The sequence below is a fragment of the Streptomyces sp. NPDC058257 genome, assembly GCF_042881845.1.
Taxonomy (GTDB): domain Bacteria; phylum Actinomycetota; class Actinomycetes; order Streptomycetales; family Streptomycetaceae; genus Streptomyces.
Genome location: NZ_JBHVXJ010000003.1, coordinates 546,021 through 559,997, shown reverse-complemented (window position 1 = coordinate 559,997; position 13,977 = coordinate 546,021). Strand labels below are relative to the sequence as shown.

13 protein-coding genes are annotated in these 13,977 nt (G+C 70.6%); 8 read left to right on the top strand and 5 right to left on the bottom strand.

Annotated elements, in window-relative coordinates:
* Positions 1–65 precede the first annotated feature (65 nt).
* Together ACFVXC_RS11535 and leuE are read left to right on the top strand one after the other, a co-directional pair.
* A complete protein-coding gene (locus ACFVXC_RS11535) occupies positions 66–1,652 on the top strand; it encodes a methylmalonyl-CoA mutase (RefSeq protein WP_389904064.1) in 1,587 nt (528 codons plus the stop codon).
* A 146-nt stretch (positions 1,653–1,798) separates the two neighbouring features.
* Complete coding sequence (gene leuE / locus ACFVXC_RS11530) at positions 1,799–2,452, top strand: leucine efflux protein LeuE (RefSeq protein ID WP_389904062.1); 654 nt, start codon at positions 1,799–1,801, stop codon at positions 2,450–2,452.
* 54 nt (positions 2,453–2,506) lie between these two features.
* Here leuE and ACFVXC_RS11525 read toward each other — a convergent pair whose 3' ends face one another.
* Positions 2,507–2,971: a MarR family winged helix-turn-helix transcriptional regulator gene (locus tag ACFVXC_RS11525; RefSeq protein WP_389904061.1), complete on the bottom strand. Its 465-nt coding sequence runs from the start codon at positions 2,969–2,971 to the stop codon at positions 2,507–2,509.
* 17 nt (positions 2,972–2,988) lie between these two features.
* Positions 2,989–4,515 (bottom strand): FAD-dependent oxidoreductase, encoded by a 1,527-nt coding sequence (locus ACFVXC_RS11520; protein ID WP_389904058.1) that lies wholly within the window; start codon positions 4,513–4,515, stop codon positions 2,989–2,991.
* 28 nt (positions 4,516–4,543) lie between these two features.
* Between ACFVXC_RS11520 and ACFVXC_RS11515 the strand changes: the two genes are divergently transcribed.
* Together ACFVXC_RS11515 and ACFVXC_RS11510 are read left to right on the top strand one after the other, a co-directional pair.
* Positions 4,544–5,203, top strand: coding sequence for a TetR/AcrR family transcriptional regulator C-terminal domain-containing protein (locus ACFVXC_RS11515; RefSeq protein WP_389904456.1), 660 nt, complete (start codon positions 4,544–4,546; stop codon positions 5,201–5,203).
* Positions 5,204–5,212: 9 nt separating this feature from the next.
* Positions 5,213–5,371: a hypothetical protein gene (locus tag ACFVXC_RS11510; RefSeq protein WP_389904056.1), complete on the top strand. Its 159-nt coding sequence runs from the start codon at positions 5,213–5,215 to the stop codon at positions 5,369–5,371.
* Here the strand turns inward: ACFVXC_RS11510 and ACFVXC_RS11505 are convergent.
* The 3 genes from ACFVXC_RS11505 to ACFVXC_RS11495 are packed head-to-tail and all read right to left on the bottom strand — an operon-like array spanning position 5,355 to position 8,856.
* Positions 5,355–6,524 carry an acyltransferase family protein gene (locus ACFVXC_RS11505; RefSeq protein ID WP_389904053.1) on the bottom strand — a complete coding sequence of 390 codons (1,170 nt, stop codon included), beginning with the start codon at positions 6,522–6,524 and terminating at the stop codon, positions 5,355–5,357. The genes ACFVXC_RS11510 and ACFVXC_RS11505 overlap by 17 nt on opposite strands.
* Positions 6,521–7,879, bottom strand: coding sequence for an alpha-2,8-polysialyltransferase family protein (locus ACFVXC_RS11500; protein ID WP_389904051.1), 1,359 nt, complete (start codon positions 7,877–7,879; stop codon positions 6,521–6,523). The genes ACFVXC_RS11505 and ACFVXC_RS11500 overlap by 4 nt, the downstream gene beginning before the upstream one ends.
* The gene (locus tag ACFVXC_RS11495; RefSeq protein ID WP_389904049.1) at positions 7,879–8,856 is read right to left on the bottom strand and encodes a glycosyltransferase family 2 protein; all 978 of its coding nucleotides are present in this window, start codon (positions 8,854–8,856) and stop codon (positions 7,879–7,881) included. Before ACFVXC_RS11495 ends, ACFVXC_RS11500 begins: the two co-directional genes overlap by 1 nt.
* Positions 8,857–9,054: 198 nt before the next feature.
* On the opposite strand from ACFVXC_RS11495, the gene ACFVXC_RS11490 reads away from it, so the two are divergent.
* From ACFVXC_RS11490 to ACFVXC_RS11475, 4 genes are all read left to right on the top strand, one after another.
* Positions 9,055–10,395: a DUF6716 putative glycosyltransferase gene (locus tag ACFVXC_RS11490; RefSeq protein WP_389904046.1), complete on the top strand. Its 1,341-nt coding sequence runs from the start codon at positions 9,055–9,057 to the stop codon at positions 10,393–10,395.
* 74 nt (positions 10,396–10,469) lie between these two features.
* Positions 10,470–11,756, top strand: a complete 1,287-nt coding sequence (locus ACFVXC_RS11485) for a cytidylyltransferase domain-containing protein (RefSeq protein ID WP_389904045.1) — start codon at positions 10,470–10,472, stop codon at positions 11,754–11,756.
* Between the two features lie 26 nt (positions 11,757–11,782).
* Positions 11,783–12,712 carry an N-acetylneuraminate synthase family protein gene (locus tag ACFVXC_RS11480; RefSeq protein ID WP_389904453.1) on the top strand — a complete coding sequence of 310 codons (930 nt, stop codon included), beginning with the start codon at positions 11,783–11,785 and terminating at the stop codon, positions 12,710–12,712.
* A gap of 96 nt (positions 12,713–12,808) precedes the next feature.
* Positions 12,809–13,972, top strand: coding sequence for a hypothetical protein (locus ACFVXC_RS11475; protein WP_389904043.1), 1,164 nt, complete (start codon positions 12,809–12,811; stop codon positions 13,970–13,972).
* The last annotated feature ends 5 nt before the right edge of the window (positions 13,973–13,977 follow it).

Here is a 13,977-nt window from a genome sequence, read left to right as displayed (position 1 = left end):
GCTGGAGGAGGACCGCTATACCGGAGAAGTAACGGAGAAGGATCTCTGGCAGGAGGCACAGAGCGATGGCGCGTGCGCGAGAGTCGGAGTCCGGACTGCCCGTCGAGCCCGTGTACGGCCCCGAGGCCCTCGACGGCTGGGACCCCGAGACCAGACTGGGCGCCCCCGGCGCGTACCCCTACACACGGGGCGTCTACCCCTCGATGTACACAGGGCGCCCCTGGACGATGCGCCAGTACGCGGGCTTCGGCACGGCCGTCGAGTCCAACGCCCGGTACAAGCAGCTGATCGCGAATGGCACGACGGGCCTGTCGGTCGCCTTCGACCTGCCCACGCAGATGGGCCACGACTCGGACGCCCCGATCGCGAGCGGCGAGGTCGGCAAGGTCGGGGCGGCGATCGACTCGATCGACGACATGCGGGTCCTGTTCGGCGGCATCCCGCTGGACAAGGTGTCCACGTCGATGACGATCAACGCCCCCGCCGCCCTGCTGCTCCTGATGTACCAACTGGTCGCCGAGGAGCAGGGAGTGGACGCGGGCGAGCTGACGGGCACGATCCAGAACGACGTCCTGAAGGAGTACATCGCGCGCGGGACGTACATCTTCCCGCCCAAGCCGTCCCTGCGCCTGATCGCGGACATCTTCAAGTACTGCCGGGCCGAGATCCCGAGGTGGAACACCATCTCGATCTCCGGCTATCACATGGCGGAGGCGGGTGCGACGCCCGCGCAGGAGATCGCCTTCACCCTCGCCGACGGCATCGAGTACGTCCGCACGGCGGTCGCGGCGGGCATGGACGTGGACGAATTCGCGCCGCGCCTCTCGTTCTTCTTCGTGGCGCGTACGACGTTCCTGGAGGAGGTCGCCAAGTTCCGTGCCGCGCGCAGGATCTGGGCCCGTGTGATGCGCGAGGAGTTCGGCGCGCGGAACCCCAAGTCGCTGATGCTGCGCTTCCACACGCAGACGGCCGGGGTCCAGCTGACCGCCCAGCAGCCCGAGGTGAACCTCGTGCGGGTCGCGGTCCAGGGCCTCGGCGCGGTGCTCGGCGGCACCCAGTCCCTGCACACGAACTCCTTCGACGAGGCGATCGCGCTGCCGACCGACAAGAGCGCCCGCCTGGCTCTGCGCACGCAGCAGGTCCTCGCGTACGAGACGGACGTGACCGCCACGGTCGACCCGTTCGCGGGGTCGTACGTCGTCGAGAAGATGACGGACGACATCGAGGCCGCGATCCTCGGCCTCATGGAGCGCGTCGAGGACATGGGCGGCGCGGTGGCCGCCATCGAGAGCGGCTTCCAGAAGGCGGAGATCGAGCGCTCCGCCTACCGCGTCGCGCAGGAGACCGACTCCGGCGAGCGCGTCGTGGTCGGCGTCAACCGCTACCAACTGGACGAGGAGGAACCCTACGAACCCCTGCGCGTCGACCCCGCCATCGAGGCCCGGCAGGCGGCCCGCCTCGCGAAGCTGCGGCGGGACCGGGACCAGGCCGCGGTGGACGCGGCGCTCTCGTCGCTCAAGGAAGCGGCGAAGGGGGACGCCAACGTCCTCCACCCGATGAAGGACGCGCTGCGGGCGCGGGCGACGGTGGGCGAGGTGTGCGGCGCGCTGCGGGAGGTGTGGGGGGCGTACGTGCCGACGGACGCGTTCTGACGTGTTCTGACGTGTTCTGACGCGTCACGAGGTACTCGGGTAATCGAATGCTCGGGTGCTCGAATGCTCGGACGCTCGGACGCTCGCGGTGTCCGCTGGGCGGACACCGCGTCCGCTATGTAGTACGTGCGTGCGAGACTCCGCCCATGCTGGGTGTCACCGATCTTCCGACCTATCTCGCGGGCCTCGCCCTGATCATTCTGCTGCCGGGGCCGAACTCGCTGTACGTGATCTCCGTGGCCGCGCGCCGCGGCGTACGCACCGGCTATACCGCCGCCGCGGGCGTCTGGTGCGGTGACACCGTCCTGATGACGCTGTCGGCCGCCGGTGTCGCCTCGCTCCTCCAGGGCAACGCGGTGCTGTTCGGGATCGTGAAGTACGCCGGTGCCGGATATCTGACCTGGCTCGCGGTGGGGATGCTGCGGGCCGCGTGGGGGATGTGGCGCGCACGGCGTGAGCAGGTCGTGGAGCAGGGGACGAGCGGTCAGGACGACTCGGGGGAGCGGCCGTTCCGCAGGGCCCTGGTGATCAGCCTGCTCAATCCGAAGGCCATCCTCTTCTTCATCGCCTTCTTCGTGCAGTTCGTGGATCCGGGGTACGCCTATCCCGCGCTCTCCTTCCTCGTGCTCGGCGTCCTCGCCCAGGTGGCGAGCGTCCTCTACCTCACCGCGCTGATATTCGGCGGCACCAAGCTGTCCGCCGCCTTCCGCCGCCGCAAGCGGCTCTCGGCGGGAGCCACCTCGGCGGCGGGTGCGCTGTTCCTCGGGTTCGCGGCGAAGCTGTCGCTCGCCAGCGGCTGAGCGGTACTGAGAACGGGTCGGGGCGGCCTCGACTGAGAACGGGCCGGGGCGGCCTCAGTGGTGCCAGGCCGCGCCTCCCACGTTGTGGATCATGCGCTGGAGCACCTTGAGGGTGCGGATGTACTCCTCCTCGGGGATGCCCTCGTGGATCTCCGCGCGGATCTTCCGCTGGCGCGCGGCGGTGTCGTCCCGGAGCGCGCGTCCCTCGTCGGTGATGCGCAGGCGGCCGCCGATGTCCTCGGTGAGCAGGGCGCGGTCGTGCAGGGCGCTGATGTCGTGGTGCAGGGCCCCGTCGCCGATGCTCAGGTAGCCGCGCAGGGTAGCCACCACGTCCTCCTTGTCACGGCCGCCGTCCGCGACGATCTGGTTCAGGATCCACCACTGGGGCTGGGTGAGCCCGGACTCGGCGAGCATGGTGCGGATGTGGTGGACGACGGCTTCGCCCGCCGCCGTCGCCCAGTAGCCGATCGGCTGGTCGATGAGGTCGTCGTCGCTGTGGGAGTACGTGAAAGTGTCCATGTCCAGAACGTAGAACCTCAAGCTTGATTGAGGTCAACTGCCTCGACCGCGTGACCGGTGAGCCTGAAGTAGTCCGCGAGGCCCGCCGCGTCGTCGCCCGCCCAGCCGACGTACCCGTCGGGGCGCACGAGGAAGAGGCCGTCGCCATAGGGCGCGTAGGAGCCGATGCGGTGCACGCGCACCAGATCCGGGTCCATCGACGGGACTTCCCGATCCGTGCCGACCGCGAGCAGCGTGAAGTGCGGACCCCTGAACGCGTCGAACAGCCTTCCCTCCGCGCACGGCCCGTCCGGCGCGCGGTCGCCCGCCCGCAGCGCCTCGTCCGGGAGGTCCGCGCGGGTCTCCACCGCCAGGGAGCTGTCCCGGTAGCCCAGGCCCAGCTGGCGGGTCGCGCCCCCGCGCCGTTCCTGGCCCCGGTGGATGCGGGTGGAGAGGCCCAGCATCCGCGCGGCGTTGGGCAGACGCTCGGCCTCGTACGTGTCGAGGAGCGCCGCCGGTGCGCCGCCCCGCAGGACGGCGCCCAGCTTCCAGCCCAGGTTGTACGCGTCCTGCACGCTGGTGTTGAGGCCCTGTCCGCCCGCCGGTGAGTGCACGTGCGCCGCGTCCCCGGCGAGGAACACGCGGCCCTCGCGGAACCGGTCCGCCATCGCCGCGCGCGGCCGGAAGTCGGATGCCCAGCGCACCTCGGTCACCGCGTCGGCGGCGAGATGCGTACGGGCGGCGACCACCTCGCGTACGCCTTCGAGCGAGGTGTCGGGCTCGGTCCCGTCGGTGAACTGCGCCGTCAGCTGGAAGTCCGCAGTGCCCGCCAGCGGGCAGATGGCCAGGAAGCCCCCGCCCTCGGAGGCGGGCGGGAACATGTGCCAGTTGTCGCGGTCCAGGGCGGGGATGCGGACGTCGGCGACCAGGATCGGGTTCGGGTCGACGGTCTCACCCGTCATGCCGATGCCCAGCGCCGCGCGCACGGTCGAGCGTCCGCCGTCGGCCGCCACGGCGTACGCGGCGCGGACGCTGCGGCCGTCCGCGAGCCGGGCGGTGACGCCCTCGTCGTCCTGGGCGAGGTCGGTGAGACCGGCGCCGAACAGGATGTCGTCGCCGCCGAGTTCCTTGAGGCGGGCGTACAGGATCTCCTGCGTACGCCACTGGGGGACCATCAACGGCCGGTTGTACGGGGCGTCCTCCGTCAGTTCCCGCTCGTCGAACATCCGGTGCTCGCCCTGCCGCTCGCCGCCCTGCCAGACCATGCCGACCGGGTAGGTGCCGCCCGCCGCCTCGGCCGCCGCGATGACCCCGAGGTCGTCGAAGACCTCCTGGGTGCGGGGCTGGATGCCCTTGCCGCGCGATCCGGGGAAGAGGGTGTCGGCCCGCTCCACGATCAGGGCGCGCACCCCGCGCCGGGCGAGGTCGCAGGCGAGGGTCAGTCCTGTGGGCCCCGAGCCGACGACGAGTACGTCGGTCGTGAGGGTGTCCGGAGGCGGAGAAGCCTCCGTCAGGGGAGAAGCGTCCGTCAGCGGAGAAGCGTCCTTAACGCTGTTAAGTTCCATATTCAGAGCCTGCGCTTAACAGTGTTAAATTGTCAAGGTGGCTACGACACCCCTGGACCGCACCCGCGTGGCGCGCGCCGCCCTGAAGCTTCTGAACGAGACGGGCCTCGACGGTCTCTCCCTGCGTGCCATCGCCAAGGAGCTGGACGTCAAGGCACCCGCTCTGTACTGGCATTTCAAGGACAAACAGGCGCTGCTCGACGAGATGGCGACGGAGATGATGCGCCGTATGAACGAGGAGCTCGCGGCGGGCGCGGGCCCTGACACCGACTGGCAGAGCTCCCTCACCGCGGCACTGCGGGGTCTGCGGCGCCATCTCCTGATGTACCGCGACGGCGCGAAGGTCTACAGCGGCACGCACTTCACCGACCTGTCGTACGCCGCTCCCATGGAGGCGCACCTGCGCACGCTCGTCGGCGGGGGTTTCACGCCGGGCGGGGCGGCTCGCGCGTGGTTCACGGCGTACAGCTACACGATCGGATACGTGACCGAGGAGCAGTCCATGGGCCCCGACCCCGTGAAGGAGGAAGGCGGGAGCTACGACCTGGCGGCCCGCGCGGAGCGCCTGGCCGCCTATCCGCTCGCGGCGGCGGCGGGCGGCGAGATGTTCCGTGACTTCGACGCCGGGTTCGAGAAGGGTCTCGCCGCGGTGGTCGCCGGGATCGGGGCGACGATGCTGGAAACGTAGTCTTGGCCCATGAACGAAGACCCGGGCGAGACCTTGGACCGCCTTGTACGGGAACTGGCGGACGCGATAGGGGAGGCCGAGGTCGTCATGGGCGAGGCGATGGACGTCGCCCGCGCGGTGGCGGGCGACGCCGAGACCGATACCGGCGGTGCTACTTCCGGGTCATGAGCCCGTTGCGGATCAGCGGAGTGAGCCGCTCCTCGACGAGACGGTTCAGCAGCCACGCCAGGGTCAGCATCGCCACGATCGTCAGACCGAAAGTGGCGTACGACGGAAGCCCGAGCCCCCGGTGCAGCGCGGCCACCGTCACCCAGCCCAGATGCTCGTGCACCAGGTAGAACGGGTATGTCAGGGCTCCCGCCACCGTCAGCCACTTCCAGTCGACCCGGTGCAGGGCGCCGAGTGCGATCAGCAGGACCGCGGCGAAGCCCGCCGTCACGACGGCGATGATGCCGAAGGACGTGCGGTAGGAGAAGAAGTCCGGGTTCGGGGCGTGCCAGAGGCGGTCCACCGCGTAGTGCTGGCCGATCAGCCAGCTCACCCCCACGATGCCCCAGGCCGTGAGGTCCTTGCGGTCGCGGTGGACGAGGTAGATGCCGATGCCGCCGATGAAGAAGGGGGCGTACTCGGGCATGAGGACGAGGTCGAGCAGCGGCTCGTTCGCGCCCTCCGCGATGACCGCGGCGAGGGTCCACACCGCGCAGAACAGGATCACGCGGGCCCGGTTCGCGCCCGGCATGACGACGCAGAGCGCGAAGAGGGCGTAGAAGCGCAGCTCGGCCCAGAGCGTCCAGCAGACCCCCAACACCCGGTCCACTCCGAGCGGTTGCTGCAGCATGGTCAGGTTCACCAGGGCGTCGCTGGGCGAGACCGCGTCGTAGGCCACCACAGGAAGTGCGAAGACCGCCGTCACAAGGACGATCGCGGCCCAGTACGAGGGGAAGAGCCGCGAGACGCGCGAGGCGAAGAACGCGCGCAGCGGACGGCCCCAGCCGCTCATGCAGATCACGAAGCCGCTGATGACGAAGAAGATCTGCACGCCGAGGCAGCCGTAAGCGAACCAGCTGTGCGCCGAGGGGAACTGCAGCCGCGGTGAGCTGCCCCAGGCCTCCGAGATCTCGCCGTCGCGACCGCCGTAGTGGTAGGCCGCGACCATCAGGGCCGCGATGAGCCGCAGGCCGTCCAGGGCCCTGAGGCGGGGCCGCGCACGCCTGGCGGCCGGAGCCGGAGCCGGATCGGGGGCCGCGATCGGGCGCGCGAGGGCATCCGTACCGTCCGGCCCCGGGGCGTGCTTCGGGAGCGTGGTTCCGGGAGCGGTCATCCGAGTGCGGTCCGCTTGATGGAGCGCTGGACCGAACGGGCGCGGCGCGCGACCCGGCGTACGGCCGCGTTGCGCGGGATGAACGCGAGCTGCGAGGGCAGCGCTCCGGGCAGGGCGAGGGCGGTGAGGCGGCGCCGCTTGAAGTAGCGCCAGGTGCGCGGGGTGAGGTGCGTCGAGAGGTACCGCTCGGCTGCCGTGCGCCGGTGCGGATAGATCTGCGGCTGCATGGCGAAGCCGACGGCGACGAGCAGTTCGCCCAGGTCGGCGACCGGCATGCCGGGGCGGCCCCCGGTGACGGCGGCCTTGTCGGCGAGGTCGGGGATCAGCGCGTCCACGATCGTGACCGGGACGCGGTTGCTGTTCTGGTAGGGCGCGAGCCGCTCCAGGAGGGGCTCCGTGCCGGTGCGGGCCACCGGCAGGTCGTAGAGCGCGGATGCGGTGAGCAGCGCGGTCGAGAAGCAGCCGACGACGAGTGCGGGGCGCATCCGCTGGTAGAGGACCTCGGCGAGGACCGGCGAGTCGAGGACGGTCAGCTCCACGCCGATCGCCTCCGCCTCCTTTTCGAGCATGCGCGACCAGCGTGCCGGGGCCGTCGGGTGCGGCTTGAACACCACGCGCGTATGGCCGAGTTCGGCGGCGCCGCGCACCATGCGTACGTGCAGCTCCTCCTCTTCCTCGGCGGTCAGGATGCCGAGGGCGGAGAGGTACTGGCCCAGGAGCAGGGCGGGCTCGGCGATGTCCGGGATGTCGGTCTCGGTGTCGGCAGGGTCGGCGAGGCTGCCGAGCACCTTCATGAACGCCTCGGTCGGCACGATCTCCGGCTCGACGTCGAACTCGGTCAGGAGCAGCGGGGTGAGGCCCGGCACCAGGTCGAGGTGGAGGAGGCGGCGCACCCGCGTGCCGACCAGCGGGTCGATCTTGTTGCGGGTCGGGCCGTAGCTCATCAGGCCGTCCGCGTAGACGTCCACGGGCGCGCCCGTGAAGATCTGCGTGAGGGCCAGGGCCGGATTGACCTGGATCGACTCGACGGCCAGTTCGATGTCGTCGTCACCGAGGTCCCACAGGAGCCGGATGTACCGCTCCCACATCGGGATGTCGTCGGCCCGGGGAGCCCAACCGCCCGGGTGGAAAGGGGAGATGGCCTCGTTCCAGGAACGTACGTCGTCGAAGCGGTCCCGAAGACGCGCGAAGCCGGGCATCTCGTCCACGGCGGCCGTCGTCTCCGGCGTCGCCGCGTTGTTGCTGACGAGCAGCAGCCGCCGGTCGGCGGGACCGAAGAGGACGGCGTCGATCGCGGCGGCGAGCGTCGCGGTGCCGTACAGCGTGGACGCGAGGAAGATCTGCGTCGTCGCCATTACGCGGCCACCTCCGCCGACACCGGGCGCCGACGCAGCCGGCGAAGGCGTGTCGCCCGCTGTATGTCCATGGAGTCGAGGGCGTCATCGAGAACGCCCTGCGGCATCCGCTTCAGGGCGGCCGCGCTCAGTGACTTCAATTTCCGCGCCACTTGTGGCTCGAACCTTTCGATGGATCCCAGATGGTGGGAAATGATCGCGCAGTAAGTACGGACTGCCTTAGGCAGGAGTTTGTCGGCGTCGCGGTCCTCGGCGGTTTCACGCACCACCTGGTCGAATGCCCGGATGAAATCGAGCTGCCGTACGTCGCCGATCTGTGTGAGCGACGAAGCGACTCCGCGCCGGTAGAACACGCCGAGGTGGCCCACGGCGGCGAAGGACTCCGCCTCGCGGTGGAGGCGCCAGATCCAGGGCCGGTCCTCCGCGGTGCGCAGGCCGTCCGTGAAGTGCAGCAGGCCCCGGTCGGCGAGGCGCCGGTGGTAGATGCCGGCCCAGGCGTACGCGTAGTCGACGGACGTCGAGCGGTCGGCGGGCAGGATGACGTCACGCGGCGCCATGACGACATCGCGCCTGCCGTGCGGGACACGGTGGACGGTGCGGGCGCGGGCTGTGCACTGCACATGATCGGTACGGACGAAGTCGCAGCCCAGCTGCTCTATGGACTCGACGAGTCGCGCGTAGTAACCGGGGGCGAGCCAGTCGTCACCGTCCAGGAAGGTGAGGTACTCGCCGCGCGCCGCGTCAAGGCCGGTGTTGCGGGCGGTCGCCAGACCGCCGTTCGTCTCATGTCTGAGATGGACGGCGCCGGGCAGCTCGCGCGCGGCACGCTCCAGGATCTCTGGAGTCTCATCCTTCGAACAGTCGTCGACGAGAATGAATTCGAAGTCGTCGCGTGCGTTCGCTCGCAGACTCTTCAATGTGTCGGGCGCGTATTGCTGCACGTTGTAGAACGGCACGATGACGGAGAGCTTAACCACGTGGGTGACGTTAGGTGTCGGCCCGGCATTCGTCTTGGCCGAAGGTGAGATGTCAGGTGAACGAAGCATGGCGGAACGGTTAACCCGCCTGCTTACCGGCGGTTTCCCGGGCTGATTCGCCATTCGTCGGCGTGCTGTTAACCGTTTGTTGCACCTGAGTTGGGCCGCCAATCGAAATGCCTTCCTAGCGTCTTGGCTGTGCCAGCAAGCAACAGCGGGACGACACGGATCACCGTGCTCGCCGACTCGGACACCCGGTGGAAATGGGGTGCGCTCACCGCGAGCCGCCTCGCGGGTGAGGGAGCGGACAAGAGCGCGGGAGCGGACACGCGCCTCGACGGACGCCTTCTCCGAGGCCGGGCCACGCCCACCGTCCGCCAGCTCGAAGAGGTCGGCGTGCGCGCGGACTCGCTCCGCGAAGTCACCGCCGTCGAGTTCCTGCGCGAGGTGGAGCGCGAAGCGCCCGACGTGATCGTGCTCGCCCTCGTGGGCGGCGCGGTCCAGGCGGTCCTCCACGGGCTCGCCCGGATAGCGGCGGACAGTCCCGGCAAGCGTCCCGTGATCGTCACCGGCTACGTCGGCGTCGTGTACGAGAAGCTCGCCGACGGCCTGCTCCTGCGGCACGGCGCGGACGTCGTCCTCGCCAACTCCCGCCAGGACGCGGAGCGTTTCCGCGCCGTGTACGAGGGAGTGGGCGCCGACGCGTCGGGGGTCGTGGAGAGCGCGCTGCCGTTCCTCGGCGGCGCCGCCTACCTCGAAAAGGGCCAGAAGCACGACCCGTACACGGTCGTCTTCGCCGCGCAGCCCTCCGTGCCGGACAGCCGCGCACACCGGACGTACCTGCTGCGGCGCATGGTCGAGCACGCACGCCTGCACCCGGACCGCGAGGTCCTGATCAAGCTGCGCAGCAAGCCCGGCGAACACACCACGCACATCGAGGAACTGCCCTACCAGAAGCTCGCCAAGGCCGAGGAGCTGCCGCCCAACTGCCGTCTCGTGTACGGGAACATGGGTGAGGTCCTCGACCGCACCGACCTGCTCGTCACGGTCAGCTCCACCGCCGCGCTCGAATCCCTGCACCGCCGCATCCCCACCGCGGTCCTCACCGACCTCGGGGTGCGCGAGGCGCTCGGCAACCACCACTTCATCGGCTCCGGATGCCTGGCGTCCTGGGACGAGATCGACGCGGGGTACAGCCCCGAGGCCGCTCCGGAGTGGGTCGCACGGCAGGGCGTCGCGCCGGACGGCACGTACGAGACGGCGTTCGACGCGGCACGTGAGCGCGTCGCGAGCCTCCTCGCCCGGCCCCAACTGCCCCCCATCGCCCCGTACTACAGCCTCACCACCGCTCCCGGATACCTCCCCGGCATCCTGGCCCGCCACCACCTCGGCCCGGACGGCGGCCCGCTGCCCGGCGCACCCGCGGCGGACCGCGAGCCGGGCCCGGTGCGCCAGGCCGTCCGCAGCGCGGCGCGCGGCGCCTACCGGCACGGCGTGCAGCGCGTCGCGCCGGTGATCCGGCGGATGGGCGAGCTGTGAACCGCGAGCGAGACGCGAACCGCGGGCGACCCGCGAACCGCGCCGCGATCCCCCACCCCTCTCAAGGAGCCCCCATGTCCCATCCCGCCCCAGGAAGCGCGCCCGCCCACCGCGTCCTCGCCGTCATCCCGGCCCGCGGCGGCTCCAAGGGCGTGCCCGCCAAGAACCTCGCCCCGGTCGGCGGCGTGCCCCTGGTGGCGCGGGCCATCCGGGAGTGCCTGGCCGCGCGGCTCGTCACGGACGTCGTCGTCTCCACGGACGACCACGTGATCGCCGAGGCGGCGCGGGCGGCGGGCGCCGAAGTGGTGCTGCGCCCCGCGGCGATCGCGGGGGACACCGCGACCAGCGAGGCGGCGGTCCTGCACGCGATGGACGAGCACGAGACGCTGCACGGCAAGGCCGTCGACGTCGTCCTGCTCGTACAGTGCACCAGCCCCTTCATCGTCCGCGAGGACGTCGACGGAGTGGTCGGCTCGATCATCGACGGCGGCGCGGACACGGCACTGACCGTGGCTCCCTTCCACGGCTTCGTCTGGCGCGACGCCGACGACGAGCCCGCGGTCCTCGACGCGCGGCGCACCGGCGAGATGGGCGGCACCACGAAGGTCGCCAACTCGACCGCCACCGACGGCGGTTACGGCGTCAACCACGACAAGTCCTTCCGCCCGCGCCGCCAGGACCGCCCCCAGGACCTCCTGGAGACGGGCGCCGTCTACGCCATGGACGTGGCGGGCTTCCGCGAGCACAAGCACCGCTTCTTCGGCCGCACCGAGCTGGTCCGCACGGACCCGGCGCGCGTCCTGGAGATCGACGACCCGCACGACCTCGCTCGTGCGCGGGCGCTCGCGCCCCTCTTCGACTCCGGCCGGGCCGACGCGCTTCCGACCCGCGACGACATCGACGCGGTCGTACTCGACTTCGACGGCACCCAGACCGACGACAGGGTGCTGATCGACTCCGAAGGACGGGAGTTCGTCTCCGTACACCGCGGGGACGGCCTCGGCATCGCGGCCCTGCGTGATTCGGGCCTTCCGCTGCTGATCCTGTCCACGGAGAAGAACCCGGTCGTCGCTGCGCGGGCCAGGAAGCTGAAGCTTCCCGTCCTGCACGGCATCGACCGCAAGGACCTCGCACTCAAGCAGTGGTGCGAGGAGCAGGGCATCGCTCCCGAGCGCGTGCTCTACGTCGGAAACGACGTCAATGACCTCCCGTGCTTCAGCCTCGTCGGCTGGCCCGTGGCGGTCGCGAGCGCCCACGACGTCGTACGCGGCGCCGCACGCGCGGTCACCGCTCTCCCCGGTGGTGACGGCGCGATCCGAGAGATCGCCGCATGGATCCTCGGCCCCTCCCTCAACAAGTAAGGAACGTTCCTGCCATGAGCTCTACGATCTCCAACTCCCGCCTGCGCACCTTCGGTTCGAAGACGGCCGGACCCGGTCAGCCCGTGTACATCACCGGTGAGATCGGCATCAACCACAACGGCGAGCTCGACAACGCCCTCGCCCTGATCGACGTGGCCGCCGACGCCGGCTGCGACGCGGTCAAGTTCCAGAAGCGCACCCCGGAGATCTGCACCCCGCGCGACCAGTGGGACATCGAGCGCGACACCCCCTGGGGCCGGATGACGTACATCGACTACCGCCACCGCGTGGAGTTCGGCGAGTCCGAGTACCAGGCCATCACCGAGCACTGCAAGAAGCGCGGCATCGACTGGTTCGCATCGCCGTGGGACACCGAGGCCGTCGCCTTCCTGGAGAAGTTCGACCTCCCGGCCCACAAGGTCGCCTCGGCCTCGCTGACGGACGACGAGCTGCTCCGCGCCCTGCGCGCCACGGGCCGCACGGTCATCCTCTCCACGGGCATGTCGACCCCGAAGCAGATCCGCCACGCGGTCGAGGTGCTCGGCTCGGACAACATCCTGATGTGCCACGCCACGTCGACGTACCCGGCGCAGGCGGAGGAGCTCAACCTCCGCGTCATCAACACCCTGCAGGCCGAGTACCCCAACGTCCCGATCGGCTACTCCGGCCACGAGACGGGCCTGCAGACCACCCTCGCCGCGGTCGCGCTCGGCGCCACCTTCGTCGAGCGCCACATCACCCTCGACCGCGCCATGTGGGGCTCGGACCAGGCGGCGTCGGTGGAGCCCCAGGGCCTCACCCGCCTGGTGCGCGACATCCGCACCATCGAGGCCTCCCTCGGTGACGGCGTCAAGAAGGTCTACGAGTCGGAGCTCGGCCCGATGAAGAAGCTGCGCCGCGTCGCGGGCGTCGTCGCCGAGGCCGACGCGGCCGAGCGCGAGCCGGTCGCGGTCTGAGCGCGCGGACGCTCTTACCGGGACCTTTCACCGGGAGTCCCGTGGCTCCCGAGACCCTCGGGACCCCCCACAAGGACAGGACACGGTCATACGACGATGAGCCCCCGAACCCCCGGGCCGACGGCCCCCACCGATGCGGCGCCCACCACTCTGGCGTTCGTAGAGAGCCCTGTGCAGCTCCTCAACGTCCTTGAGTGGGCGCATTCGGCCGGGGCGACGGGCCCGGCCGGGGGTCTCACCGTCGTCGTCCTCTCCCCGAACGACCCCATGACCCGGGGCCAGTTGCGCCGCATGGCCCAGCTGGCCCGCGACGAGGGCCTGAACGTCCGCTGGGAGGAGGCGCGCGGCGGCGCGGCTGCTCCCTTCCACACGATCGGCGGCCTGACGGGCGCGCTGCGCGCGGCGGACCGGATCGTGATCGGCGACCCGTTCTCGCGCTACGTACAGCTGCTCCTCACGATCACTCGGGCCCGCTCCCTCGTGGTCGTGGACGACGGCACGGCCACGATGGAGTTCGTGGCCCAACTGGCGGCGGGCGAGCGCTTGGTGCGCTGGCACCGGAGGGGCGGTCGGCCCGGCCTCCGGGACCTGGCCTTCGCGCCGGTCTCGGCGTCGGCCCGACGCCGCCTGACGCCGGGCGGCAAGCGAACCGTGGAGATCTTCTCCTCGATGCCGATCGAATCGGCGCCGGACGGGGTGCGGGTGACGGTCAACAGCTTCGCCTGGACGAGGGAGCGGTTCGGCCCGCCGCGCGTGTCGAAGGGCGCGGACCTGGTGGGCACCTCGCTCGTGGAAACGGGCGTGGTGGACCCGGACCGCTATGTGGAAGCGGTCCGTACGCTGTCCCGCGCCCACGGCGCCACACGCTACTTCGCACACCGCCGCGAGAGCGCGGAGAAACTGCACCGCCTGGCGGTGGAGACGGGCCTGCAGGTGGTCCGCCCCGATCTCCCCCTGGAACTGATCGCCCGCCGGGGCCCGATCGGCCGCACGATCCTGAGCTTCCCCTCGACCGTGGTGCATACGCTGCCGTTGGCGTTGGCGGGCACGGAGGTGCGTGTCGCGGTGTGCGACATCGACCCGGCCTGGTTGACGGAGGACGCGTCACCACGGGCGGAGGGCTTCTTGTCGGGCGTCACGGGCACGGCACGGGATGTGCATCGGCTGGCGTCGGTGGCCTCTGCTCCTGGATCGGCGGCCCCTGGTTCGGCGGCCCCTGGTTCGGCCTCCGCGACGCAGGGGATCGCGGCTACGGCGTGACAGGA

Bases quoted from the DNA above. Each gene is read 5' to 3' on its own strand.
- ACFVXC_RS11485 (WP_389904045.1), top strand. From the start codon at position 10,470: ATGTCCCATCCCGCCCCAGGAAGCGCGCCCGCCCACCGCGTCCTCGCC.
- ACFVXC_RS11500 (WP_389904051.1), bottom strand. From the start codon at position 7,879: ATGGCGACGACGCAGATCTTCCTCGCGTCCACGCTGTACGGCACCGCG.
- ACFVXC_RS11520 (WP_389904058.1), bottom strand. From the start codon at position 4,515: ATGGAACTTAACAGCGTTAAGGACGCTTCTCCGCTGACGGACGCTTCT.
- ACFVXC_RS11525 (WP_389904061.1), bottom strand. From the start codon at position 2,971: ATGGACACTTTCACGTACTCCCACAGCGACGACGACCTCATCGACCAG.
- ACFVXC_RS11475 (WP_389904043.1), top strand. From the start codon at position 12,809: ATGAGCCCCCGAACCCCCGGGCCGACGGCCCCCACCGATGCGGCGCCC.
- ACFVXC_RS11535 (WP_389904064.1), top strand. From the start codon at position 66: ATGGCGCGTGCGCGAGAGTCGGAGTCCGGACTGCCCGTCGAGCCCGTG.
- leuE (WP_389904062.1), top strand. From the start codon at position 1,799: ATGCTGGGTGTCACCGATCTTCCGACCTATCTCGCGGGCCTCGCCCTG.
- ACFVXC_RS11510 (WP_389904056.1), top strand. From the start codon at position 5,213: ATGAACGAAGACCCGGGCGAGACCTTGGACCGCCTTGTACGGGAACTG.
- ACFVXC_RS11505 (WP_389904053.1), bottom strand. From the start codon at position 6,524: ATGACCGCTCCCGGAACCACGCTCCCGAAGCACGCCCCGGGGCCGGAC.